Here is a 22,818-nt window from a genome sequence, read left to right as displayed (position 1 = left end):
CCGGCTCGGCCCGAAATACTTTCGGCCCGAACGCATTACCCCGTGACCTCGGTCACCGATATGCGGGACCGACGGGCCTGGGCAGCCGCCCGAACACGCTACTCGGCGCTCGGACCCGGTTCGCCGGGAAGCACGATTCGAACCAGCGCTCCCCCACGATCGGATTCGTCGATCGCAATGGTGCCGCCGTGCTTGACGACGACCTGACGCACAATCGCAAGTCCCAGACCCGATCCCGGCATGGAGCGAGCCGCGGTCGACCGGTAGAAACGATCGAACACCAACTCCCGATCCTCCTCCGGAATGCCAGGTCCCGCATCACTTACGGTCAATTCCAACAATCCTTGGCCGACCGGACGCATTTCGACGCGTACCTGTTCGCCCTTCGGGCTCCATTTCGCAGCGTTGTCGAGGACGTTGAGCACGGCACGCGAGAGGCCCGCCTGGTCTCCGTAGACGTACCACGGAGTAGTGACCGCCTCGAACTCGATTTCGTTGCGCCTGCGCCGTGCTCGCTCGAGCGCCCGCTCGACGACGTCGCTGACGTCGACGCGCTCGTACACGGTTTCGGGCGCGTCTTCGCGGGCCAGATCCACGAGGTCGCCCACAAGAGTCGACAGTTCCTCGATCTGCGCGACGACGTCGGCACGCAGTTCGGCCATGTCCTCGTCGGGAATCTGCGGCGCGCCTGGTCGGCTGGACGCGATCAGCAATTCCATGTTGGTACGCAACGAAGTCAGCGGTGTGCGCAACTCGTGTCCGGCGTCCGCAACGAGACGCGACTGACGCTCGCGGGACTCGGCGAGTGCCCGCAGCATCGTGTTGAAACTCTCTGTCAGACGCGCCAATTCGTCGCTGCCGGTCACGGGGATCTGCGTCAGATCGTCGGTCCGGGCGACGCGTTCGGTGGCTGCAGTCAGCCTGGCAATGGGCCGTAAACCGGTGCGGCCCACGGTAGTACCCGCCACCGCTGCGAGAATGACACCACACCCGCCGACCACGAAGAGGACCCAGGCCAGCCGGTCCAGTACCGCCACGGTCGGCGCGAGCCGCTGCCCGATCACCAAAGTGCTTCCGTCATGGGTTCGTTGGGCCAGCACGCGCTGGCCGTCGACGGTTCGCAGCGAGGAATCCGATTCGCCCCGCGCGACGGCATCTTCGGCTTCGCCGATCGGCACGTCGGAACCGGGCGGCTGGTACGTGCTCAGATCCGAGAAGATCAGGGCAACACTGATGTCGGTGGTGTAGAGCGTCGCGCCGGAGATGTAGCGAGGATCGAAGCGCACGACATTACTGTCGATGAGCACCGCTGCTCTGGTCCGCAACTGGTGATCGACGTCCGCGTAGAGCGCACGCGAAACCACCGCGTACGCCGCGATGGCCATGACTGCGACGGCAATGGCCACCACCGACGCAGCGAGCAATGTCACGCGCCAACGCAGCGACACCGAACGGGTCAGTGGCATCGGCGGGCGCATTTCGACGGACGCTTGGGTGGTGGAGGATTTCTTCGGTTCGGCGTTCTTGCCGAACGGAGCGGTGATCACGGAGGCGTCTCCCGCAGGACGTAGCCGACTCCGCGGACGGTGTGAATCAACCTCGGTTCGCCGTCCGCCTCCGTCTTACGACGCAGGTAACCGACGTACACCTCGAGCGCATTGCCGGACGTCGGGAAGTCGTATCCCCACACCTCTTCGAGAATGCGTCCACGAGTCAGCACGCGGCGCGGGTTGGCCATGAGCATTTCGAGGAGGGAGAACTCGGTTCGGGTGAGGCTGATCGATCGTTCGCCGCGCTTGACCTCGCGGGTGACCGGGTCGAGGGTGAGGTCCTCGAACGCCATCATCTCGGAATCGGCGTCGAGATCGGGTGCGGTGCGACGCAGCAGAGCGCGCAGTCGCGCGAGCAGTTCTTCCAAGGCAAACGGCTTGGGCAGGTAGTCGTCGGCTCCGGCGTCGAGGCCGGCGACTCGCTCGCTGACCGAATCGCGAGCGGTGAGTACCAGGATGGGTAGGTCGTCGCCGGCGCTACGCAATCGGCGGCACACTTCGAGTCCGTCGAGTCGCGGCATCATGACGTCGAGAACGACGGCGTCGGGCCGGTTGGCGAGGATCTTCTCGAGAGCGTCGAGTCCGTCGACCGCGAGTTCGACCGTGTAGCCGTTGAAGCTGAGCGACCGCCGAAGCGACTCGCGAACCGCCCGGTCGTCGTCGACCACCAAAATACGCATACCGACAGTTTGGACTGAAGTGCTGAGATGCGGCTGAGAGGGTCCGATTCCGGGCTCCGGCGTGTCGCGATCAGTCCCGGGTTCGCCGGGGTCCCGGCAGACTCCAATGACGCCACAACGCAAGCAGTCTGAACACTGCGGCGAATGCGGTGCCGCATACCAGCGCGGCGTTGGTGGACAGTCCGGCTTGCGAGACTGTGACCACCAACGCAGCGCCGAGCAGTGCGGGAACCGCGTACAGGTCCTTGTGCAGGAGCAGCGGCACCTCGTTGACGAGGACGTCGCGGATCACTCCGCCGCCGATTGCAGCGGTCGCACCGATCAACGTCGCCGCCAGCGAACTGGCGTTGTTGTCCAGCGCGATGACGGCGCCGGTGCTCGCGAACAGGCCCATTCCCAGTGCGTCGAGCGCCAGGATTTCACGACGCAGTCGATTCAGCGGCTCGTGGAGGTAGAACACGGCGAGTGAGGTGGCGGCGGCCGTTCCGAAGTACGGCCAACTGCTCAGCGAGCTGGGCGGATGGACGCCGAGGAGAACGTCGCGGACGATACCGCCGCCGATACCGGTGAACACACCCACCGAGCACACCCCGAAGATGTCGAGTCGCTTGGTGACGCCCACCAGGGCACCCGAGGCCGCGAACGCCACGATGCCCACCAGTTCGAGGATCCTCAGCAGCACCGGCCAAGGATCGCACGGTCAGATGCGGCTCGGGTCGATCACCCCGAGTCGAACTGCTTTGACCAGTCGCCGGGGAACCCGGTGGGTCTGGCCGAAGGCCGTGACCTCGACCAGATCGGGCGCCGTCGCCTTCCACTGGGCACGGCGACTGCGCGTATTGGAGCGGGACATTTTCCGCTTAGGAACGGCCATCAGAGTGCCTTGCGCTTCCCGTAGCGACGCTCGAACTTCTCGACGCGTCCGGCGGTGTCCATCACGCGTTGCGCTCCGGTCCAGAACGGGTGCGAGTCGCTCGTGACATCGACGACCAGCAACGGGTAGGTGCCGCCGTCTTCCCATTCGACGGTGCGGTCACTCGTCACGGTCGATCGGGTCAGGAAGCTCTTGCCGGTGCTGGCGTCCTGGAACACCACCGGGTGGTAGTCGGGGTGCATCTGCTTCTTCATTCGTTTCCCTCTCGCGTTGATTCGGTTTCGGCATAAGGCGATTCGGATTCGTCACACGGGTCTTCGTGGAACTCACCGAACGGGTCTTCCCAGGTGGCCCACGACGTTTCATCTGCCAATTCGTCGTCGGTGACCAAGGCGTGCTGCAGTGTTCGGTCGATCTCGAGCGGGTTCGCACCGCAGGTCAGAACAACCATCGAGGTGTCGCGATCACCGAAACGCTCGTCCCATTTCAGGGCTGCGAGGGCACGGCGCTCGGCCGGAACGCGCTCTCGTTGCTCCGGCGTCATCGCGGCCAGCCAGGTGTCTGCGCTGGCAACCCGCAAGCCACCGCCGGCCGATTCGAGCCAGAGCGCTTCACCCGGTTGCGTCGCCACCCAGACGCGCCCCCGGGAGTACACGACGCCTTCGAGCAGGACGTCGATCGCCTCGTGCAGACGCCCGGGGTGGAACGGCCGGTTCGCGGTGAACTCGACCAGCATCACTCCGCCGTCGTCGTCGAGCGGCGGCTGGCGACGCAGCAACGGTGAATGTGCGTCGGCCAGTTCACCGCGTCGCGCATCCGCAGGCACCTCGAGGAGCAGTGCCTCGATGTCGTCTCCCTCATCGAAGACGGGTACCCGCGGAGCGATGCGCGCGAGAACCGCGTTCAGGCGGGACCGCTGCCAGCCGTCGAGCCCGTCGGACCCGCGCAGGACGAGCGCGTCGGCGAAGTCGACCTGCCCGACGACGACCTGAGCCAGGGTGCGGTCGTCGTCGAGAGCTTCGTCGCCGGTCGCGTCGGCGAGCCAGGTCTGCGCGTCGATGCACGTCACGACAGCGTCGACGCGGACATCGCGCTGTGCCGGTCCGTCCAGTTGGCCGACGACGCCGGTCACGACGACGTGCTCGATCGCCCAGCACAGCGCCTCGGGCTCGAGTTGGCGGTCCAGCAGCAAGACGATCCGCTGGACCGAACTGTGCGAGTGAAGCCGGCGCAGGAGCGGCAGCAAGTCTTCGCGCAGGGTGCAGGAGACGCAGCCGTGCGCGAGCTCGAGGATCGTCTCGCGCTCGGACACAGTGCTGGCAGACCCGGCACTCCCGGTCATCGAGGTGACCGTCCGCCGGACCACCCCTTCACGGACGTGGCTCAGGTCGTGATGGACCAGAACAGTTCCGGTTCGCAGCAACGCTCGTGCGGTGTGTGGGGTGGATTCGCTCATGCCGGCGACCAGGACCAGCGGAGTCCTGCCGTCCAAGATCGTGTTCACAGCGGGCCTTTCTGGGAATGATTGTCATTACCGAGGTTGAACGGTACATTGATCTCACCGCATTGTCGAAAATGATTGTCATCTGCAAGTTGAAAGGAACACCCATGTCGGCTCACTGCCAAGTGACCGGACGTGTGCCGGGGTTCGGAAAATCCGTCTCGCACTCCCACAAGCGTTCGAACCGTCGCTGGAACCCGAACATCCAGCGCAAGACCTACGTGCTGCCCAGCGAGGGTCGCCGCATCACGCTCACTCTCTCGACCAAGGGGATCAAGACGATCGACCGCGACGGCATCGAATCCGTCGTCGCCCGGATTCGCGCCCGCGGCGAGAAGGTCTGAGCAGATGGCGCGCAACGAGATCCGTCCGATCGTGAAACTCAAGTCCACCGCGGGCACCGGATACACGTACGTGACCCGCAAGAACCGTCGCAACGACCCCGATCGGCTCGTGCTGAAGAAGTACGACCCGGTGCTGCGAAAGCACGTCGATTTCCGAGAAGAGAAGTAGGCATGGCCAAGAAGTCGAAGATCGCCAAGAACAACCAGCGACGGGTCATCGTCGAGCGGTACGCGGAGCAGCGATCCGCTCTCAAGGAGGCGATCCGCTCGCCGAAAAGCTCGCCCGAGGAGCGCGCGAAGGCCCAAGCGACCCTGCAACGTCTACCACGCGACGCCAGTCCGGTACGATTGCGCAATCGAGACGCTGCGGATGGACGTCCGCGCGGCCACCTGCGGAAGTTCGGGCTCTCCCGGATTCGCGTGCGAGAAATGGCGCACCGTGGGGAACTGCCTGGCGTACACAAGTCGAGCTGGTAAGGAAGTCGGATGGCAGTCAAGCGTTCACCGTCGAAGAAGCCACGCCCCGTAGAGGGTCGTAAGCCCAAGAAGAACCCGTTGTTCGCAGCGAAGATCACGCATGTCGATTACAAGGACATCAACTTGCTTCGCACGTTCATCTCGGACCGCGGCAAGATCCGCAGCCGTCGCGTCACGGGCCTGACCCCGCAGCAGCAGCGTCAGGTCGCCGTTGCCGTGAAGAACGCACGCGAAATGGCGTTGCTCCCCTTCACCGCCGCACGGTAGTCACACGTAGAAGTACCGAAGAGGCCGCGCAGTCACTCGACTGCGCGGCCTTTTTGCTGCCCGGACTAAGATTTCTCGAAGTCGTTCATTCCAGTCGAGAGGTGCCCGCAGCGTGTCGGGAGTTGTTGCGGGTTTCACCGTAATTTTTGTTGTCATCGCGGTCGGGTATCTCCTCGGCCGTCTCGGCACCCTCGGTAGCCAAGGACAGTTCGTTCTCGGTCGACTCGTGTTCTTCGTCGCGACGCCTGCCCTGCTGTTCACGACCCTCGCGTCGTCCGATTTGTCGGTGATCTTCTCGCCGACGCTCGCGGTTGCGTCGGCGACGGCCTTTGCCGTCGGCGCTCTGTACGTTCTGGTTGCGAAGATCTGGCTCAATCGGCCGCTGCCCGAACTGACTATCGGCGCGCTGTCTGCTTCGTACGTGAATTCGGCAAACCTCGGAATCCCGATCGCGGTATTCGTGCTCGGCGATGCCACGTTCGTTGCCCCGCTCCTGCTGTTCCAGATCGTCGTCTACTCCCCGATCGCTTTGACGATCCTCGATCTGACGGCGCTTCGCGGCGAGAATGCCGAGAAGCTCTCGTTGATCGACACCGTCACCGCCCCGTTCAAGAACCCGATCGTGCTCGCGGGCGCAGCGGGATTGATCGTCGCGTTGGCCGGTTGGTCGCCGCCCCGGCCGCTGATGCAGCCTTTCGAATTGATCGGCGCCACGTCGGTACCCGGAGCGCTGTTGGCATTCGGGCTCTCGCTGTACGGCGTGCGGGTGCTGGAGAAGGGCTCGAGTCCGCGCCGCGACGTCGCGCTGGCGTCGACGCTCAAAATCGTCGTCCAACCTGTGCTGGCTTATCTGATGGCGCATTTCCTCCTCGGCATCGACGGCCATCAGTTGTTCGCGATCGTGGTCGTCTCGACCTTGCCGACTGCGCAGAACGTCTTCATCTACGCAAGCCGCTACCGGCGCGGAATGGTCCTCGCCCGAGACAGCGCCTTTGTCACCACTTTGGCGTCGATTCCGGCAATTGCGCTGGTCACGGCACTACTCGCTTGAGCAGGGTTACGGTGGATCCATGCGTGTACTAACCCTCGCCGTTCTGGCCTGCCTTGCTTTGGCCGGATGCTCCGTCGGGGCCCAGACAACCGGGCCGGTTGCCGCACCGAATCCGATGGCGGCCAACGAAGCGAGTCCCGCCGACTGGTCGCTCGGAACGCCCGTTCCCGACGAGGTCGACGACAGCGAGATGGGCACGGAGTTCGACAGTCGCACCGACATCGTGGGAGCAACGGCCACGATGTTCGAATCGTGGTCCGAGGTCGACGATCACACGGTGGCCGTCCACTTCGTGACCGGCACTCCGGAGTGCTACGGCGCGTACGCAACCGTCGAAGAGACCGATACGACGGTGATCGTCACTCTACGAACCGGGGCACTGCCCGAGGCCGCGGACAAGATGTGCATTCTGGTTGCCGTGTTCGGCAGCTTGGACGTCCCGCTGAGCCGACCGCTCGGCGATCGTCACGTCATCAACGGCTAGCCGCGCGCCTAAACGGCACAGGTTCGACGATCGAACACTCCGTTTCGTCAGGTGTGGTGTGCGTCTCCTCGGGACAGACTGAAAACCGACACCCGTTCACTCGCTCGTCGGCAGCTTTTCGACTCGAGCGGTGCTCAACATGAAGGAGCTCGCAAGTGCCTACTCTCCAGAGAGACGTTGCAATCGTCGGCGCCGGCCCCTCTGGCCTGGCAGCGGCAACCGCGCTGCGCAAGGCCGGCTTGTCCGTCGCCGTGATCGAAGCACGTGACCGTGTCGGCGGCCGCACGTGGACCGACACCATCGACGGCGCAGTCCTGGAAATTGGCGGCCAGTGGGTCTCCCCGGACCAGACAGCGCTGATCTCCTTGCTCGACGAGCTCGGCCTCACGACGTTCGAGCGCTACCGAGAGGGCGAATCCGTCTACATCTCGTCAGCGGGTGAGCGGACGCAGTACACGGGCGACTCCTTCCCCACGAACGAAACCACGAAGAAGGAGATGGACCGTCTCATCGACGAGATGGACGATCTCGCAGCGCAGATCGGCGCGGAGGAGCCGTGGGCACACCCCCTCGCCCGCGATCTCGACACCGTCTCGTTCAAGCAGTGGCTGATCAACCAGTCCGACGACGCCGAGGCCCGCGACAACATCGGCCTCTTCATCGCCGGCGGCATGCTCACCAAGCCCGCCCACTCGTTCTCCGCTCTGCAGGCAGTCCTGATGGCCGCCTCCGCAGGTTCGTTCTCCCACCTCGTCGACGAGGACTTCATCCTCGACAAGCGAGTTGTCGGCGGAATGCAGCAGGTATCCATCCGCATGGCCGAGGCGCTCGGTGACGACGTCTTCCTCAACGCGCCCGTCCGTACGGTGCAGTGGAACGAATCCGGCGCAACGGTGTTGGCGGACGGCGACGTTCGCGTCGAGGCAAGCCGGGTCATCCTGGCTGTACCGCCCAACCTCTACTCCCGGATCTCCTACGATCCCCCGCTGCCGCGCCGTCAGCACCAGATGCACCAACACCAGTCCCTCGGCCTCGTCATCAAGGTGCACGCGGTGTACGAGACGCCTTTCTGGCGCGAAGCCGGCCTCTCCGGCACCGGCTTCGGCGCGTCCGAGGTAGTGCAGGAGGTGTACGACAACACCAACCACGAGGACGATCGCGGCACCCTGGTCGCTTTCGTCTCCGACGAGAAGGCCGACGCGATGTTCGAGCTTTCCGCCGAGGAGCGCAAGGCCACGATTCTGGCCTCACTCGCCCGCTACCTGGGCCCGAAAGCCGAAGAGCCGGTTGTGTACTACGAATCCGACTGGGGCTCGGAGGAATGGACACGCGGTGCCTACGCGGCGAGCTTCGACCTCGGCGGCCTTCACCGCTACGGCGCGGATTCCCGCACGCCCGTCGGCCCGATCCACTTCTCGTGCTCCGACATCGCGGCCGAGGGGTACCAGCACGTCGACGGTGCCGTCCGGATGGGTCAGCGAACCGCCGCCGACATCATCGCCCGCAACAAGGCCTGACGGCCGCTTTGCCAAGTCTCGATCATTGCCCGGCAGTCACGACTGCCGGGCAATGATCGAGAGCAGCAGTTCCGCACGAACTCTCGCAACTTCGAGCCGACAGTCGATCAGGCTCTCCACCTTCGCCATTCGGCTTCGCAGCGTGTGCCGGTGGACGCCCATCGTGATGGCTGCCGCTTCCCAGTGCCCGTTGGCCTCGAGAAATGCCCGCAACGACGCCAGCAGTTCGGTGCCGTTGTCACGGTCGTAATCCTCGATCGGAGTGATCATCGTTTCCGCCAGCGTGTTGAGCACTTCACGCGTCGAATCGAAAGACAGCAGCACACTTCCGGTCAGCGCCGCGAATTCCAAAGGCTCACCGCCGATTTCCGCCGCAGACGCACACAGCTGGGACTGTTCGACGGCGACCGCAAGGGCCGCGACCACGCGTCTCGCGCTCAGGCCGACGCGAAGTGAGCGTAGATCCGACCTCGATACCCCGCTCAGTAGCTCTCGGGCGAACGCGACGTCGTCGGTTCCTCGCAGCAGCACCGTGACGCGAGTGTCGTTGATCCGCGAGAACAACTGCCGCCCTGCCTTGTTCATGAACTCGGCAATCTCGACTGCGACGCGTCCCGCGACATCGGACGTGTCGGCAAGAACTGTCAGGCCACGGATCATTCCCTCGCCGTCGGCGGCCTGACGGATCTGTTGCCACGCCGGCGCCGGGTCGCGGTCTTCGGTGAGCAGCAGTCCGAGGGCATGCGAATTCAACTGATCCTGAGTGGCACGCAGGCGCGCAGGTTTCTCGAAGTCCAACGCCAACAACGAGTTCGCGTGACCGAGAAGTATCTGATCGACGTAACTGAGCGCAGACGAACTGATGACCGCCAGGTATCCGTACGGTGTTCGCCCGACACTGATCTGCTGCACGGCGATGGACGCTCCGGAACGTGCAAGCGTCACGCTGCTGGACGCGCCGCCCCCGAGAGTTGCTCGCAGTTCGTCGATCACGTCGTCGGTCGGCAGTTGAGGTGAGCTCTCGAGAACCCGTCCGGCGACGTCGAGCAGGAGCACCGTCGCCGAAGTCGCGATCGCCAGTTCACGCACGGTCGCAGCAGTCCCACCGGAAATGACTGCGCGTGTCATCCGCGGTTGCGCCCGTGACGCCCGAAGGACAGCTTCGTATTCCTGCTCTGCCAACCGGCTCATCACGCGCTTGACTACGGCGGCAAAGGGCGTTGGCAGTGGCACCTCGATCAGCGGCAACCCGATCTCGTCGGCGACGGCCACCAGATCGGCCGGGACCTCGGGGTACGAGAGTCCGGTCCCGAACCCCACCGCCGCCACACCCGCTGCGTCGAGCATCCGGAGATAACGGCCGCGCTTTTGCTGAGTGGACGGCAATCGAATGCCGGTGGTGAGGATGAATTCGCCGCCGGTCAACCATCGGAACGGGTCGAGCAACTCCGTGGCGTGCGCAAATGTGATTTCGCGACCGACACCCTGCGCCCCACCTTTGAGTTCCAGCGCGAGGTCCGGCTGCGCCAACATCCACCGCACAGCGATCGTCATGCGCTGGACTGTACAACTCGGCGCGTTCGCGATCAAAGATTTCACCTTTTTGGCAGCTGTCTTTACCTGTGAGTCAGCGCACACTTGCTCACACACGCCCCACAAAGTGCGAGTTCCGCGCTGATCACCTCAGCCGGAACTCGTTCGACCTCGAGAGGAACCGGTACCGATGTCGATCGTCGTACTCGAGAACTACATCAACGGTGAATTCGTCGCCTCAGCCGCGACGGAAACGCTCGACCTGATCAACCCCGTGGACGAGAGTGTGGTCGGGCGTACGCCGGTCTCCACCAAGGAAGACGTCGACGCCGCCGTCGAAGCCGCGCAGCGCGCCTTCGAGACCTGGGGCAAGACGACTCCGAGCGTGCGCCAGGCCGCACTCCTCAAGCTCGCCGACGCCATCGAAGCGCACAGCGACGAAATCGTCGCGGCCGAAAGCGCCAACACCGGCCAGGCCCACCAGATGATCGCCGACGAAGAGGTCAAGGTCGGAGCCGATCAGATGCGGTTCTTCGCTGGAGCCGCACGCCTCCTCGAGGGCAAGGCTGCCGGAGAGTACATGGAAGGTTTCACCTCGTACGTCCGCCGTGAGCCGATCGGTGTCGTCGGGCAGGTCACTCCCTGGAACTACCCGTTCATGATGGCGCTGTGGAAGATCGGGCCCGCGCTCGCAGCCGGCAACACGATCGTCCTCAAGCCCAGCGACACCACACCGGGCAGCACGCTGGTCTTGGCGAAGCTCTCGAAGGGCATCCTGCCGGACGGTGTGTTGAACGTCGTGCTCGGCAACGGCGGAACCGGCGCGACGTTGGTGGAGAACCCGGCCCTCGGTCTCGTCTCCATCACGGGGTCGGTACGGGCAGGCATCGCAGTCGCGGTGTCCGCGGCGCAGCAACTCAAGCGCGCACACCTCGAATTGGGCGGCAAAGCCCCGGCCATCGTCTTCGGCGACGTCGACATCGAGAAGACCGCCACCGGTATCGCCGAGGCAGCGTTCTTCAACGGCGGTCAGGACTGCACCGCGGCCACTCGCGTGATCGTTCACGAATCCATCCACGATCAGCTCGTCGAAGCTCTCGTGCGTAACGCCGAAAAGCTGCGACCCGGAGCGCCTTCCGATCCTGATGCCTTCTACGGCCCGCTCAACAACATCAACCACTTCAACGCCGTGAGCGACAAGATCGCGAACCTGCCGGCGTCGGCCAAGATCGTTACCGGCGGAAAGCGTTCGGGCGAAACCGGATTCTTCTTCGAGCCGACCGTCATCACCGGCGTCGCGCAATCGGACGACATCGTGCAGGAAGAGACTTTCGGTCCTATCCTCACAGTCCAGAGCTTCTCCGACGAGAAGGAGGCGATCACGCTTGCCAACGACGTTCGGTTCGGCCTGGCCTCGAGCATCTGGACCAAGGATCACGGTGTCACGCAACGCGTCTCCGCTGCTCTCGACTTCGGTGCGGTGTGGATCAACTGCCACATCCCGCTCGTCGCCGAGATGCCGCACGGCGGCTTCAAGTACTCCGGTTACGGCAAGGATCTCTCGGCCTACGGAGTCGAGGACTACACCCGCCTCAAGCACGTCATGAGTTCACACGACTGAGTCGCCACCCCTCCTGCTGTGCGCCTTTATTAACCCCCCGCGGTTAATAAAGGCGCACAGCAGATTCCTCCAATCCGGAAAAGAGCCACCATGCGCCTTATCGTCGGATACCTCGCCACACCCAGCGGTAAAGACGGGCTGGTCCTCGGGGCCCAGCTCGCGCGCAGTCTCGGCGCGCAACTCGACATCTGCATGGTCCTCCCACCGGATCGGACACTGCCGGCCAAGGTTCCCTCGGAAGCCGGCTACGACGACATCCTCGCCGCACGTGCACACGACTGGCTCGCCGAAGCGAAAGCGTCGGTGCCCGAGGATATCCAGGTGGAAGTACACCTGAGCTTCCACGAGTCGTTCGCTCAGGGCCTGCTCGACGAGGTGGACCGACTGAACGCGCTGGCGATCGTGGTGGGCGCTTCCGGCGACGGTCTGCTCGGCCGTCACGCGATAGGTTCGGTCTCGACCGAACTGCTGCACTCAGCCCACGTCCCGGTAGCACTGGCGCCTCGCGGAACGCGGCACTCGTCGGCTACCGCAATACGAGAAGTCACCTGTGCACTCGGCACCCGCGTCGGCGCCGACATCGTCTTGAACACCGCCGTACGCGCCAGCGAACTGATGCAGGTTCCGCTGCGACTGGTCTCTCTCGTGGCGCTCGACCCCCAGAACGATCTGCGCGATCATCGCGACACCGCCGAGTCGGCCAGGGAGCGTGCACGAAATCACGCTCAGGACACACTCGACGTCGCAAGAGCCGCGCTCCCCGCGGAGTTCCCCATCGAGGTCATCATCGCCGACGGGTCCACCGTGGAATCGGCAGTGCGTCAACTGGACTGGCAGGACGGCGATCTCGTGATGGTCGGTTCAAGTCGCCTCGCCCAGCCCCGCAAACTTTTCCTGGGTTCCACCGCCGCCAAGATGCTGCGCGTGTTGCCCGTTCCCATGGTCGTAGTGCCCAAGCACGAATTCACCCAGCCGGAGGCACTGTCATGACCAGCACCGAACTGAGTTCCAAAGGCCTCGCTACCGGCAAGATCGGCATGATCTCCGGCGCAGTCCTCGGAATCTCCTCCGTGGCACCGGGTTACACCCTGACGGCCAGCATCGGATTGATCGTCGCTGCGGTCGGTCTCAAGATGCCCGCCATCTTCATCGCCGGCTTCATCCCGATGTTCCTCACCGCGTACGCGTACCGCGAACTGAACTCCGACACTCCTGACTGCGGAGCGTCATTCACGTGGTCCACCAAGGCATTCGGACCATACGTCGGCTGGATGTGCGGCTGGGGCATGGTGATCGCCACCATCATCGTGCTCTCGAACCTCGCGGCCATTGCCGTCGACTTCTTCTATCTGTTCATAGCGCGGGTGGTCGACAATCCCTCGATCGCCGATCTACCGGGCAACAAATTCGTCAACGTCGGCACCACCCTGGTGTTCATCGCCCTGGCCACCTGGATTGCCAGTCGAGGAATCACCACCAGCGAGCGCGTGCAGTTCGCGCTCGTCGGTTTCCAGATGGTGTTGCTCGTCGTCTTCGCCGTCGTTGCACTGGTTCACGTCGGTGCCGGCGACGCCCCGGCCGGATTGTCCTTCGACCTGAGTTGGTTCAACCCGTTCAGCGGACTCGCGATCGGCGCATTTGTCATCGGACTCACCGGATCGATCTTCGCGTTCTGGGGCTGGGATACCTGTCTCACACTGGGCGAGGAGTCGAAGAACCCGAAGAAGACCCCGGGCCGTGCCGGTTTGCTCTGTGTCGCAACCATTCTCCTGACCTACCTGCTGGTCGCCGTCGCCGCGATGATGTACGCCGGCGTCGGCGAGGAAGGCCTCGGCCTCGGCAACCCCGACAACTCCGAGAACGTCTTCGGCGCCCTCGCCGACCCGGTCTTGGGTAACTGGGGCGGAATGCTCCTGTTCCTCGCCGTCTTCGTCTCCTCCGTTGCCAGCCTGCAGACCACGTTCCTGCCCGCTGCACGAACCATGCTCGCCATGGGCGCGTACGGAGCCTTCCCCACGAAACTCGCCGAGGTCTCCCCTCGCTTCCTGGTGCCGTCGTACGCCACAGTCGTGGCCGGCGCGGTGACCGCAGTGTTCTACAGCGTTGTCACGTTCCTGTCCGAAAGTGCACTGCTCGACACGATCGCTGCACTCGGCATCATGATCTGCTGGTACTACGGCATCACGGCATTCGCGTGCGTGTGGTACTTCCGCAAAACGCTTTTCGAGAGCTTACGAAACTTCGTCTTCCGGCTCACGTTCCCACTCATCGGTGGCCTCATGCTGCTTGCGGTGTTCGTCATTTCGGTCCAAGAGAGCATGAATCCGGACAACGCCAGCGGAGCATCCATCGGCGGGATCGGCCTGGTCTTCTTCCTCGGGTTCGGAATCCTCATCCTCGGCGCGGTCCTGATGATGGTCATGCGAGTGCGCAATCCCGAGTTCTTCGAGGGCAAGACCCTCAACCGCGACACGGAGGCACTGCGCGACGAGAACGACCTCAGCGTGTCCTAGGAGAGAGCGGTTTCGGGAGCCTGCGCGATCAGGCCTGCCATCAACACCCGCAAGCCGAATTCGAAGGCGGCGTCGGCACGTTCGGGATTCTTCCCGGAGGTTGCCAACGCCGCCTTCATCGCGTCGTTGGCTTCGGGCCCCGACGCCCACTGAACGTCCGGCGCCGCCAGGTCCAAGGCCGAACCGAGAACAAAACTGTCGACGGTCGTGATCGCGTGCAGTGTTTCAGCCGGGTCGAAGCCACCATCGGCAAATGCCTGCGCCAATGCGTTGTACAGGGTGAAAGCCACTCCGGCCTGCACGGTCTGCGCAGTGAAGAGCGGAATCAGACGAGGATGCGCGGCGTAGCTTCGCCGGTACTCGGCTGCCAGCGCCGCGACGGTCTCACTCCAGGTCCCCGAGGCCGACTTCACGTCGATTCCTGCCATCAGTTGAGCCCTCATCAGTTCGACGATCTCGGCTCGTCCGGAAACGTGGTTGTAGAGCGACGACGGTCGAACCTTCAGCCTTGCGGCGAGTCCAGGCATCGTGAAGTCGCCGGACTCGTCCACCGACTCGATCGCTGCCTCGGTGATGATCGCCGGTGAGAGCAGTCGTTGCGGTGGCCGCGGCATATGTCCTCCTGTAGTGATCCACACCGTTCGGGGCGCCGCAAAAAACAATTCCCCGAAAGGCCTTGATCAATCAGCGCTCACCTACCATACTTAACGAATCATATTCGTTTTACGTTGAACGTCGAATACCCGAGCACCGAGGAAACCCCATGCTGACGATCACCGCCCTCACGCCGCCTGAGTCTCTCGCCGCGACTTCGCCCTCCACGTCTGCCCCACTGCGAGTAGGTCTCGTCCAACATCGCTGGCACGAGGATCAGAACGACCTCCGCGCCGAACTCAGTGAGGGCATCGCAGCCGCAGCGAAGCTGGGAGCGGCGGTGGTGTTCCTTCCGGAGTTGACGCTCAGCCGCTACCCCGCCTCCACCCCGGCCGGCGACAATCCCGGACGCGAAGCCGAAGACCTGCTCACCGGACCCACCCTCACCTTCGCTGCCAAGGCCGCCGCCGAGAACCAGGTCCTCGTTCATGCATCGCTGTACGAGCGCAGCGAAGCCGAGGACGGCCTGGGGTTCAACACCGCGATCCTCGTCTCCCCCGGCGGGGAGCTTCTCGCTCGTACCCGCAAGCTCCACATTCCGGTGACGGCCGGGTACTACGAGGACACCTACTTCCGAGGCGGTCCGGCCGAGGACCCATACCCCGTTCACGAGGCGCTCGGCGCCAAGTTCGGACTCCCGACGTGCTGGGACGAGTGGTTTCCCGAGGTCGCTCGTGCGTACTCCCTCGCCGGTGCACAGGTTCTGGTGTACCCGACGGCGATCGGTTCGGAGCCTGATCACCCGAACTTCGACACCCAGCCACTGTGGCAGCAGGTGATCGTCGGAAACGGGATCGCGAACGGCACGTTCATGGTTGTCCCCAATCGCCACGGCAGTGAAGGCCTCATCACCTTCTACGGTTCCTCCTTCATCTCGGACCCGTACGGACGCATCCTCGTTCAGGCTCCCCGCGACGAATCAGCCGTGCTGGTCGCCGATCTCGACCTGCAGCACCGTGAAGACTGGCTGGCACTGTTCCCATTCCTGGCAACGCGTCGTCCGGACACCTACTCGACTCTGACCGCACCGGTGAACACTGCGGGAGCCAAGCGATGACCTGGCGCATGCCCGCGGAGAGCGAACCGCACGAACGTACCTGGATGGCCTACCCCAGCGCCGGATACTCCCTCGGGGACACCGCGGAAGAACAACACGAAGCTCGCTCGACGTGGGCTGCAGTTGCACACGCCGTCGCCGAATTCGAGCCGGTCACCGTCGTCGTCGATCCCGCCGAGGTCGAAGAAGCGCGAAAGTACCTGTCCGAGAAGGTAGACATCGTCGAGGCGCCTCTCGACGACGCATGGATGCGCGACATCGGGCCGACGTTCGTTCTATCCGACGAGGGCCGCCTCGGCGGAGTCGACTGGGTGTTCAACGGGTGGGGCGCACAGGATTGGGCGCAGTGGGACAAAGACTCGAAGATCGGCAGATTTGTCGTCGAGCAGTCCGGGGCCCAATTGATCGACTCACCAATCGTCAACGAGGGCGGCGGCATTCAGGTCGACGGCCTCGGCACTGTGCTGGTCACCGAAACCGTGCAACTCGATCCGGGACGAAACCCCGAACTGACGAAGGCGGACATCGAGGCCGAACTCGCCCGCACCATCGGAGCCAAGCATGTTATCTGGCTTCCCCGCGGATTGACCCGCGATCAGGAGACCTACGGAACGCGCGGACACGTCGACATCGTCGCGGCAATCTCTTCCCCCGGAGTGGTACTCGTCCATGACCAACGCAATCCGGTGCACCCCGACTACGCCGTCAGCAAGACGATCATCGAGTTGTTCGAACGCTCGACCGACGTCGGCGGACGGCCGTGGAAGGTCATCCGGGTACCTGCGCCCGAGATCCTGCGCGACGACGAGGGATTCGTCGACTACAGCTACATCAACCATCTCGTGGTGAATCGCGGAGTGATCGCCTGCAGCTTCGACGATCCTGCCGATGCCGAAGCGGCCCGGATCCTGTCAGCCGCTTACCCCGGGCGCACCGTCGTCACTGTCGACGCGAGGCCGCTGTTCGAACGTGGCGGCGGCATCCACTGCATCACCCAGCACCAGCCCGCTGAACAGAACTAACGTCGACCTCGCATGTAGTCACTCACCACGGCGGCGCCGAGGCCGTCCAGGTCCGGCGCGATGACGCGTCCACCCACACGGTGCGCCATCCGGTCGACCACCCTGGCCAGGCCTGGATCGTCACCGAGCCGGAAGAACGTGACCTTGGCGCCCAGCCTGGCCACCGCGTCGAGTGCGCGAACCGTCAAACCGAGGGTTCGTGCACTCGGCGGGTAGTCGAACCTGGCTTCTCCGTCCGCTTCGAGATGAGCCGTCGGTTCACCGTCGGTGACGATCAGTACCACCGGCTGCGCATTGGAATGGCGTCGAAGGTGTCTGGCCGCCAACAAAAGTGCATGATGCAGGTTGGTTCCCTGGTCCCACGCGCCGTCCAAACCGGCGAGCTCAGACGGAGTCAGTACGTGCGCGTGGCGTCCGAAGGCGATCAACTGCAGCTCGTCGCTACGAAATCGCGTACTCACCAGGTGATTGAGCGCCAGAGCGGTGCGCTTCATCGGAACCCAGCGATCCTCCATGACCATCGAGAACGACGTGTCCACCAGCAGAGCCACGGCAGCCTGACTACGTTGTTCGGTTTCGGCCACCTCGACATCGACGACGCTCAGCCGCACCGGCATTCGGCCCGGGTCACGCAGGACGGCGTTGGTGATCGTTCTCGTGACGTCCCACGGTTCCGTGTCCCCGAATTCCCATTCGCGGGACGCTCCGGTCGGTTCACCCATCGCACCGGCCCGACGCGTGTCGCGTTGACCGGTTCGCGACGACAGTTGCCCGGCGACATCGCGTAGAGCAGTCTGTCCGAGCTGCCGCATGGCCTTGGGCGACAGGCGCCATTGACCGTCCGGTGCGCGATCGAAGAAACCCTGCTCCTGCAAAGCCTTTTCGAGGTCGGCGAGGGTGCGGGCGTCAGCAGCGGCTTCGTCGCCGAGTTGCCGCGCGAGCAGTTCGGGGTCGATGTCGTCGAGTGCTGCGCCTGCATACTGCTGCGATAGTTGGTCCGCCAACGATTCCAGCTCGGCAATGTCCTGCAGTGCGCCGGTTCCCTCACCCAAACCCATCCCGTTGTCGCCGCGGAACTGTTGCGAGCCTTCCCAGTCCTCACCCGGCCGAGCTGCCTGAAGGTACTGGTCGAGTTGCCCCAGTTCACTCATCAGGCTCGGATCCCCGAAAGCCTGCTGCGCCAAAGCATCCAACTCGTCACGCTGCTCCTGCGAGAGCGAGTTCCGTAATCGTTGTGCGGCCGCTGCGCGCTGCGCCAACGAATCCAGAAGTTCCTCGACGTTGCGGGGGTTGTCCGGGAAATACTGCCCGTGCTTGTCCATGAACTCTGCGAACTGCTCCGGAGTGTCGACGCCCCGAGAGTGCGCGTCGAGCAGGTGATTCAGATCTGCCAGCATCTGGCGAATCTGCTCACGATCCTCATCGGTGGCACCCTCGAGCGCCTGCTTCATACCCGAGAATCGCTGATCGAGGACTTCACGACCGAGCAGATCACGAATCTTCTCGTAATCCGCGCGAGCCTGTTCGCTGCGCCAGTTGTAGTCGGCCAGATCTTGCACGGCCTGAGCTGTCGACGGCGGTAACTCCTCGATCCGCATTTCGTTGAACCGTGCGTCGTCGTCGAGAGCACGTGCCAGTTCCTTGCGCTCTTCGAGCACCGCCTTGTCGAGAAGCTTGCGAACCTCGTCGAGAGTTCCGTCGAGGTTGTTGCGGCGCAGCAACTCACGTCGACGCCGGTTCGCCTGGGCGGCAAGGTCGTCGAGCCCGCGCATGTCACGATTACCTCGCCGCAGGAGCTCTCGGAGGGCATGGCGCGGCGACGTGCCGGACAGGACGTCGTCGCCGATTGCTGCCAGGGCCTCGCGCAGATCCACGGGAGGCGCGAGCGGATCGGGGCCACCGTCGTAAGGCCCGTACCGCGGATTGTGCATCATCACTGCCCCTTACGAGTACACCGAGCGGCCGCCCGGGCCTTGATCTTTGGAGATCCGGCGCGCGAGGTAGAGCCCTTCGAGGGCAAGTTCGGCACCGGCGGCACGCTCACCGTCGGATTGCGCGCCGAGACGTTCGGCTACTTCGTCCAGTACTTCGAGGTCCGGAAGTTCGTCGAGAAACGCCTTGGCCGTGACAGATTCACCGGTGACGATCGTATTGCCCATCTCCACGGCTGCAACCAGCATTCCCAAGTCGATTCCGCCGAGACGTACCCGAACCGTATCGGCCGTCGCGCGACGCAACAGGTGCTCGAGCACCTCCAGTTCCCGTCCCTCTTCACCGGATTCGAACTCGACCTTGCCTCGAAGAACCTCGACCACGGACTCGAGATCGACCGGCCGTGCAACAGGATCAGCTTCGCCGAGCACCGCCGCGCGTCGTACTGCGGCCGCACTGACGGTTTCTGCGCCGGCGACGGCAAATCGTGCCGACACACCAGATCGCTGGTCCACCGAGGTGGATTCACGAAGCAGGCGTGTGAATCTGGCAAGAATTTCGAGGAGATAGTCGGGCACCTCGGCGGCCAGATGCGCTTCCTGCTCGATCACCGCGATCTCGCCCTCCAGTTCGACCGGATAGTGAGTCCGGATCTCGGCACCGAAGCGGTCCTTGAGCGGTGTGATGATGCGTCCACGGTTGGTGTAGTCCTCGGGGTTCGCGCTCGCGACCAGCAGGACGTCCAACGGAAGCCGAAGCGTGTATCCGCGGACCTGGATGTCTCGCTCCTCCATCACGTTGAGCAGCGAGACCTGGATGCGCTCAGCCAGGTCGGGAAGCTCGTTGATGGCCACGATCCCGCGATGCGCGCGGGGCACCAAACCGAAGTGAATGGTCTCCGGATCGCCGAGGCTCCGACCTTCGGCAACCTTGACCGGATCGACGTCGCCGATCAGGTCGGCGACCGAGGTATCCGGCGTCGCCAACTTCTCGGAGTACCGCTCGCTGCGGTGGCGCCAGGCGATCGGGAGGTCGTCGCCCAGTTCCTTGGCTCGACGTATCGAAGCCGGGGTGATCGGCTCGTACGGGTGCTCCCCCAGTTCCGAGCCTTCGATGACGGGCGTCCACTCGTCGAGCAGGAGCCCGAGAGTGCGAAGCAACCTCGTCTTTCCCTGGCCTCTTTCGCCGAGCAGAACCACGTCGTGGCCGGCGATCAGTGCCCGCTCGAGTTGTGGAGCGACCGTGTCCTCGAACCCGACTATCCCGGGCCAGGGGTCACGGCCGTCCCGCAACGCGGCGAGAAGATTCTCTCGTAGTTCTTCCTTGACACTTCGCTGTACGTGTCCGGAGGCGCGTAGCTCTCCGAGGGTTTTTGCGACAGTCACCACTCCACGCTACGAGTGTTTGCGGGGTTTCGCCTCTCGCCGAGGAAGTTCGGTCGCTCAGCCCTCGATGTTCTCGGGATTCATCCAGATGATTTCCCAGATGTGGCCGTCGGGATCCTGGAAGCTGCGGCTGTACATGAAGCCGTGATCCTGCGTCGCGTTTCCCTCGGAACCGCCGCTCGCGAGTGCCTTGTCGACGATGGTGTCGACGGCCTCACGGGTCTCGGCCGAGAGACCGAGCAACGCTTCCGTCGACGTCGAAGTGTCGGCGATGCCCTTGGTGGTGAAGGTCTTGAAGAAGGGCTCGGCCAACAACATCACGACGATGGTGTCACTGATGACCATCGACGACGCGTTCTCGTCGGAGAACTGCGTGTTCTTGGAGTATCCGAGGGACTCGTAGAAGGTGGTGGCCTTGCCGAGGTCCTTGACGGGCAGGTTGAGGAAGAACATCGGTTGCGGGTTTGTCGCCATGGAAGGTCCTTTCCGAGACTTTGCTGTGCGCCTTTATTAACCGCCGGCGGTTAATAAAGGCGCACAGTAGACCTAAACTCCACCCATGGATACCTGGGTGTTGCCCGCCATGCTCGGCCTCGGACTCGCCGCAGCGTCCGGAATGCGAACCTTCCTGCCGCTGTTGATGCTGAGCGCTGCGGTGCATTTCGAACTGTTCGGGGTCACCGTCGGCGAGTCGATGCGGTGGATCGGATCCACCGGCGCACTGGTGGCACTGGGAATCGCCGCAGTGGTCGAACTGGGTGCCGACCTCATTCCCTTCGTGGACAACGCGTTGTCGGTGATCGGGAACGTCACCGGACCCATCGCCGGAGTGATCGCTGCCTGGGCGGCTTTCAGCCATCTCGATCCTGCGATAGCCGCGCTCGCGGGCATCATCGTCGGTGCACCGACGGCATTGACGTTCAGCGCCGCCCAGACCGGAACTCGCGCGGTCAGTACGGCCACTACCGGTGGGCTGGCAAATCCTGTCGTTTCCGTCATCGAGGACGTACTGACTTTCTTCACCTCGTTGATCGCGATGATCTTGCCGTTCCTGATCATTCCGCTGCTCGCCGCACTCTTGTGGTTCAGTTGGCGCGGCTGGCGCCGTGTACGGAGTCTGCGCACCGCCTGAATGTGCGGACCTGGTAGACAAGTCGTCATGTCCGACACCGAGATCTCGTTCCAATCCGGCGACGTCACCCTGTACGGGAGTCTTCGCCTGGCCGCCTCACCCGACGCACCTGCCCCGGCCGCACTGATTCTGGCCGGCAGCGGCCCCACCGATCGCAACGGCGACAGCGCGCTCCTCGAAGGTGACATCGGAACCCTCCGCTTCATCGCGGATCTCCTTGAGAATCAGGGCATTTCAAGCCTGCGTTACGACAAGCTCGGCAGCGGCGAAACCGCACTCGGCGACTACGAGATCGAAGACATCGCCGATCTCGGCTTCAACACTTTTGTCGACGCCGCCTCCGACGGACTGGACTACCTCGCCGGGCAACCCGGTGTCGATCCCGAGCGCTTGTTCGTGGTCGGACACAGCGACGGTGCCGTCGTCGCACTGGCTCTCGCCACTGCGAAGGAGGGCACCAGAGTCAGCGCCCTCGCACTCCTCGAGCCACTGAGCGTCAGGCTTCTCGATCTACTCACGACGCAGATTCACCGCCAGCTCGACGCCGTCGTCGGCGCCGGTCAGTTGCCGGTCGAACTGGCTGACGAACTGCGCGTCGCGCTCGCCGACGCCGTCGAGTCGCTGCGATCCGAGGGCACTGTTCCGGATGACCTGCCCGAGCCGCTGCAGAATGCGGGACTCGTACACGCCAACGCCAAGGCACTCGCCGAGGAAGACGCATTAGACCCGGTTGCGCTCGTGGCGGCTCTACCGGCGGGCATGCCGGTTCTCACGAGCTGCTCGGACAAGGACATCCAAGTCATTCCCGCCGATGTCGCAGCACTGGATGCCGCGCTCTCACATACAGCGCTGACTTCCGTGCGGATGCGCAACGCCAACTTCGTACTCAAGGACATCGGCGACGAACAGTCCACCGGTGCCGACTACGTCGCGCCGCTTCCGTACTCGGCAGAGTTCTCGGAGCCCTTCACAGCGTGGGTCCGTTCGTTCTCCTGATCACGTACAGACCGAACGTCCTTTTTTTCAGGTAGAAAGTTCCCTCCGCGAAGCATCGCGGAGGGACTTTCGCTTTCTACGCCTGACCTGCACCAGAGGCTCTTTCAATCCCGCAAATCCGGGGACAGAAGTCACCCGGTGTTTACGTTCGCGGCGCTTTTTATTGGTGCGAACCCTCGATCCGTGCTGTACGGTCATCCATTAACCAGCAACGCCACACGGAAAGGA

General features: G+C 63.8%; 25 protein-coding genes. 14 read left to right on the top strand and 11 right to left on the bottom strand.

Features of this window, described 5'->3' with window-relative positions:
* Nucleotides 1-98: 98 nt before the first annotated feature.
* From ACFWAD_RS10995 to mrf, 6 genes are all read right to left on the bottom strand, one after another.
* Nucleotides 99-1,478 (bottom strand): HAMP domain-containing sensor histidine kinase, encoded by a 1,380-nt coding sequence (locus tag ACFWAD_RS10995; RefSeq protein ID WP_020908630.1) that lies wholly within the window; start codon nt 1,476-1,478, stop codon nt 99-101.
* A 65-nt stretch (nt 1,479-1,543) separates the two neighbouring features.
* Complete coding sequence (locus ACFWAD_RS10990) at nt 1,544-2,230, bottom strand: response regulator transcription factor (protein ID WP_003946387.1); 687 nt, start codon at nt 2,228-2,230, stop codon at nt 1,544-1,546.
* 70 nt (nt 2,231-2,300) lie between these two features.
* The gene (locus tag ACFWAD_RS10985) at nt 2,301-2,912 is read right to left on the bottom strand and encodes a trimeric intracellular cation channel family protein (RefSeq protein WP_003946409.1); all 612 of its coding nucleotides are present in this window, start codon (nt 2,910-2,912) and stop codon (nt 2,301-2,303) included.
* An 18-nt stretch (nt 2,913-2,930) separates the two neighbouring features.
* Entirely contained in the window at nt 2,931-3,104 is a 174-nt protein-coding gene (rpmF, locus tag ACFWAD_RS10980; protein ID WP_007727540.1) for a 50S ribosomal protein L32, read from the bottom strand.
* Nucleotides 3,104-3,358, bottom strand: a complete 255-nt coding sequence (locus ACFWAD_RS10975) for a type B 50S ribosomal protein L31 (protein ID WP_019744731.1) — start codon at nt 3,356-3,358, stop codon at nt 3,104-3,106. The genes rpmF and ACFWAD_RS10975 overlap by 1 nt, the downstream gene beginning before the upstream one ends.
* The gene (gene mrf / locus ACFWAD_RS10970) at nt 3,355-4,608 is read right to left on the bottom strand and encodes a ribosome hibernation factor-recruiting GTPase MRF (RefSeq protein ID WP_378543565.1); all 1,254 of its coding nucleotides are present in this window, start codon (nt 4,606-4,608) and stop codon (nt 3,355-3,357) included. Before mrf ends, ACFWAD_RS10975 begins: the two co-directional genes overlap by 4 nt.
* A gap of 104 nt (nt 4,609-4,712) precedes the next feature.
* Between mrf and rpmB the strand changes: the two genes are divergently transcribed.
* The 7 genes from rpmB (at nt 4,713) to ACFWAD_RS10935 (ending at nt 8,745) form a co-directional block, all read left to right on the top strand.
* A complete protein-coding gene (rpmB, locus tag ACFWAD_RS10965) occupies nt 4,713-4,949 on the top strand; it encodes a 50S ribosomal protein L28 (RefSeq protein ID WP_020908631.1) in 237 nt (78 codons plus the stop codon).
* Nucleotides 4,950-4,953: 4 nt separating this feature from the next.
* A complete protein-coding gene (gene rpmG, locus ACFWAD_RS10960; protein ID WP_003946358.1) occupies nt 4,954-5,118 on the top strand; it encodes a 50S ribosomal protein L33 in 165 nt (54 codons plus the stop codon).
* 2 nt (nt 5,119-5,120) lie between these two features.
* Nucleotides 5,121-5,426, top strand: coding sequence for a 30S ribosomal protein S14 (gene rpsN, locus ACFWAD_RS10955; RefSeq protein ID WP_019744735.1), 306 nt, complete (start codon nt 5,121-5,123; stop codon nt 5,424-5,426).
* Nucleotides 5,427-5,435: 9 nt separating this feature from the next.
* Nucleotides 5,436-5,693 (top strand): 30S ribosomal protein S18, encoded by a 258-nt coding sequence (gene rpsR, locus ACFWAD_RS10950; protein WP_003946414.1) that lies wholly within the window; start codon nt 5,436-5,438, stop codon nt 5,691-5,693.
* 112 nt (nt 5,694-5,805) lie between these two features.
* Complete coding sequence (locus ACFWAD_RS10945; protein WP_378543562.1) at nt 5,806-6,744, top strand: AEC family transporter; 939 nt, start codon at nt 5,806-5,808, stop codon at nt 6,742-6,744.
* 19 nt (nt 6,745-6,763) lie between these two features.
* Nucleotides 6,764-7,228, top strand: coding sequence for a hypothetical protein (locus ACFWAD_RS10940; protein ID WP_317827301.1), 465 nt, complete (start codon nt 6,764-6,766; stop codon nt 7,226-7,228).
* Between the two features lie 155 nt (nt 7,229-7,383).
* Nucleotides 7,384-8,745 carry a flavin monoamine oxidase family protein gene (locus ACFWAD_RS10935; RefSeq protein ID WP_378543559.1) on the top strand — a complete coding sequence of 454 codons (1,362 nt, stop codon included), beginning with the start codon at nt 7,384-7,386 and terminating at the stop codon, nt 8,743-8,745.
* A gap of 36 nt (nt 8,746-8,781) precedes the next feature.
* On the opposite strand, the gene ACFWAD_RS10930 is transcribed toward ACFWAD_RS10935, so the two are convergent.
* Entirely contained in the window at nt 8,782-10,299 is a 1,518-nt protein-coding gene (locus ACFWAD_RS10930; protein ID WP_378543556.1) for a PucR family transcriptional regulator, read from the bottom strand.
* Between the two features lie 169 nt (nt 10,300-10,468).
* On the opposite strand from ACFWAD_RS10930, the gene ACFWAD_RS10925 reads away from it, so the two are divergent.
* The 3 genes from ACFWAD_RS10925 (at nt 10,469) to ACFWAD_RS10915 (ending at nt 14,412) form a co-directional block, all read left to right on the top strand.
* The gene (locus tag ACFWAD_RS10925; protein ID WP_378446420.1) at nt 10,469-11,899 is read left to right on the top strand and encodes a gamma-aminobutyraldehyde dehydrogenase; all 1,431 of its coding nucleotides are present in this window, start codon (nt 10,469-10,471) and stop codon (nt 11,897-11,899) included.
* 90 nt (nt 11,900-11,989) lie between these two features.
* Nucleotides 11,990-12,889, top strand: coding sequence for a universal stress protein (locus ACFWAD_RS10920; RefSeq protein ID WP_378532628.1), 900 nt, complete (start codon nt 11,990-11,992; stop codon nt 12,887-12,889).
* Nucleotides 12,886-14,412 (top strand): APC family permease, encoded by a 1,527-nt coding sequence (locus ACFWAD_RS10915; RefSeq protein WP_378543553.1) that lies wholly within the window; start codon nt 12,886-12,888, stop codon nt 14,410-14,412. Before ACFWAD_RS10920 ends, ACFWAD_RS10915 begins: the two co-directional genes overlap by 4 nt.
* On the opposite strand, the gene ACFWAD_RS10910 is transcribed toward ACFWAD_RS10915, so the two are convergent.
* Nucleotides 14,409-15,026, bottom strand: a complete 618-nt coding sequence (locus tag ACFWAD_RS10910; protein ID WP_378543550.1) for a TetR/AcrR family transcriptional regulator C-terminal domain-containing protein — start codon at nt 15,024-15,026, stop codon at nt 14,409-14,411. The genes ACFWAD_RS10915 and ACFWAD_RS10910 overlap by 4 nt on opposite strands.
* 149 nt (nt 15,027-15,175) lie before the next feature.
* Here ACFWAD_RS10910 and ACFWAD_RS10905 point away from each other — a divergent pair, with 149 nt between their 5' ends.
* Nucleotides 15,176-16,123: a nitrilase-related carbon-nitrogen hydrolase gene (locus tag ACFWAD_RS10905; protein ID WP_378543547.1), complete on the top strand. Its 948-nt coding sequence runs from the start codon at nt 15,176-15,178 to the stop codon at nt 16,121-16,123.
* Entirely contained in the window at nt 16,120-17,145 is a 1,026-nt protein-coding gene (locus ACFWAD_RS10900) for an agmatine/peptidylarginine deiminase (protein ID WP_378543544.1), read from the top strand. Before ACFWAD_RS10905 ends, ACFWAD_RS10900 begins: the two co-directional genes overlap by 4 nt.
* Here ACFWAD_RS10900 and ACFWAD_RS10895 read toward each other — a convergent pair.
* Genes ACFWAD_RS10895 through ACFWAD_RS10885 form a run of 3 tightly spaced genes read right to left on the bottom strand, consistent with a single transcriptional unit; the run spans nt 17,142 to nt 20,936 of the window.
* Nucleotides 17,142-19,079, bottom strand: a complete 1,938-nt coding sequence (locus ACFWAD_RS10895; RefSeq protein ID WP_378543541.1) for a VWA domain-containing protein — start codon at nt 19,077-19,079, stop codon at nt 17,142-17,144. The genes ACFWAD_RS10900 and ACFWAD_RS10895 overlap by 4 nt on opposite strands.
* A 9-nt stretch (nt 19,080-19,088) precedes the next feature.
* Nucleotides 19,089-20,465 (bottom strand): ATP-binding protein, encoded by a 1,377-nt coding sequence (locus tag ACFWAD_RS10890; protein WP_378446415.1) that lies wholly within the window; start codon nt 20,463-20,465, stop codon nt 19,089-19,091.
* A gap of 54 nt (nt 20,466-20,519) precedes the next feature.
* Nucleotides 20,520-20,936, bottom strand: a complete 417-nt coding sequence (locus ACFWAD_RS10885; protein ID WP_378532617.1) for a VOC family protein — start codon at nt 20,934-20,936, stop codon at nt 20,520-20,522.
* Nucleotides 20,937-21,021: 85 nt separating this feature from the next.
* On the opposite strand from ACFWAD_RS10885, the gene ACFWAD_RS10880 reads away from it, so the two are divergent.
* Together ACFWAD_RS10880 and ACFWAD_RS10875 are read left to right on the top strand one after the other, a co-directional pair.
* Nucleotides 21,022-21,594 carry a DUF4126 domain-containing protein gene (locus ACFWAD_RS10880; RefSeq protein ID WP_283302094.1) on the top strand — a complete coding sequence of 191 codons (573 nt, stop codon included), beginning with the start codon at nt 21,022-21,024 and terminating at the stop codon, nt 21,592-21,594.
* Nucleotides 21,595-21,621: 27 nt separating this feature from the next.
* Nucleotides 21,622-22,590: an alpha/beta fold hydrolase gene (locus tag ACFWAD_RS10875; RefSeq protein ID WP_317827313.1), complete on the top strand. Its 969-nt coding sequence runs from the start codon at nt 21,622-21,624 to the stop codon at nt 22,588-22,590.
* Nucleotides 22,591-22,818: the final 228 nt, after the last annotated feature.

Source organism: Rhodococcus sp. NPDC059969 (genome assembly GCF_042738325.1).
Classification (GTDB): domain Bacteria; phylum Actinomycetota; class Actinomycetes; order Mycobacteriales; family Mycobacteriaceae; genus Rhodococcus_F.
The sequence above is the reverse complement of the archived record's forward strand: the minus strand, read 5'-3'. Positions and strand labels throughout refer to the sequence as shown.

Bases quoted from the DNA above. Each gene is read 5' to 3' on its own strand.
- ACFWAD_RS10900 (WP_378543544.1), top strand. From the start codon at position 16,120: ATGACCTGGCGCATGCCCGCGGAGAGCGAACCGCACGAACGTACCTGG.
- ACFWAD_RS10915 (WP_378543553.1), top strand. From the start codon at position 12,886: ATGACCAGCACCGAACTGAGTTCCAAAGGCCTCGCTACCGGCAAGATC.
- rpmG (WP_003946358.1), top strand. From the start codon at position 4,954: ATGGCGCGCAACGAGATCCGTCCGATCGTGAAACTCAAGTCCACCGCG.
- ACFWAD_RS10990 (WP_003946387.1), bottom strand. From the start codon at position 2,230: ATGCGTATTTTGGTGGTCGACGACGACCGGGCGGTTCGCGAGTCGCTT.
- ACFWAD_RS10920 (WP_378532628.1), top strand. From the start codon at position 11,990: ATGCGCCTTATCGTCGGATACCTCGCCACACCCAGCGGTAAAGACGGG.
- rpsR (WP_003946414.1), top strand. From the start codon at position 5,436: ATGGCAGTCAAGCGTTCACCGTCGAAGAAGCCACGCCCCGTAGAGGGT.
- ACFWAD_RS10975 (WP_019744731.1), bottom strand. From the start codon at position 3,358: ATGAAGAAGCAGATGCACCCCGACTACCACCCGGTGGTGTTCCAGGAC.
- rpmB (WP_020908631.1), top strand. From the start codon at position 4,713: ATGTCGGCTCACTGCCAAGTGACCGGACGTGTGCCGGGGTTCGGAAAA.
- ACFWAD_RS10905 (WP_378543547.1), top strand. From the start codon at position 15,176: ATGCTGACGATCACCGCCCTCACGCCGCCTGAGTCTCTCGCCGCGACT.
- ACFWAD_RS10875 (WP_317827313.1), top strand. From the start codon at position 21,622: ATGTCCGACACCGAGATCTCGTTCCAATCCGGCGACGTCACCCTGTAC.
- ACFWAD_RS10995 (WP_020908630.1), bottom strand. From the start codon at position 1,478: ATGCGCCCGCCGATGCCACTGACCCGTTCGGTGTCGCTGCGTTGGCGC.
- ACFWAD_RS10910 (WP_378543550.1), bottom strand. From the start codon at position 15,026: ATGCCGCGGCCACCGCAACGACTGCTCTCACCGGCGATCATCACCGAG.
- ACFWAD_RS10925 (WP_378446420.1), top strand. From the start codon at position 10,469: ATGTCGATCGTCGTACTCGAGAACTACATCAACGGTGAATTCGTCGCC.
- ACFWAD_RS10885 (WP_378532617.1), bottom strand. From the start codon at position 20,936: ATGGCGACAAACCCGCAACCGATGTTCTTCCTCAACCTGCCCGTCAAG.
- ACFWAD_RS10940 (WP_317827301.1), top strand. From the start codon at position 6,764: ATGCGTGTACTAACCCTCGCCGTTCTGGCCTGCCTTGCTTTGGCCGGA.
- rpsN (WP_019744735.1), top strand. From the start codon at position 5,121: ATGGCCAAGAAGTCGAAGATCGCCAAGAACAACCAGCGACGGGTCATC.
- ACFWAD_RS10895 (WP_378543541.1), bottom strand. From the start codon at position 19,079: ATGATGCACAATCCGCGGTACGGGCCTTACGACGGTGGCCCCGATCCG.
- ACFWAD_RS10930 (WP_378543556.1), bottom strand. From the start codon at position 10,299: ATGACGATCGCTGTGCGGTGGATGTTGGCGCAGCCGGACCTCGCGCTG.
- rpmF (WP_007727540.1), bottom strand. From the start codon at position 3,104: ATGGCCGTTCCTAAGCGGAAAATGTCCCGCTCCAATACGCGCAGTCGC.
- ACFWAD_RS10880 (WP_283302094.1), top strand. From the start codon at position 21,022: ATGGATACCTGGGTGTTGCCCGCCATGCTCGGCCTCGGACTCGCCGCA.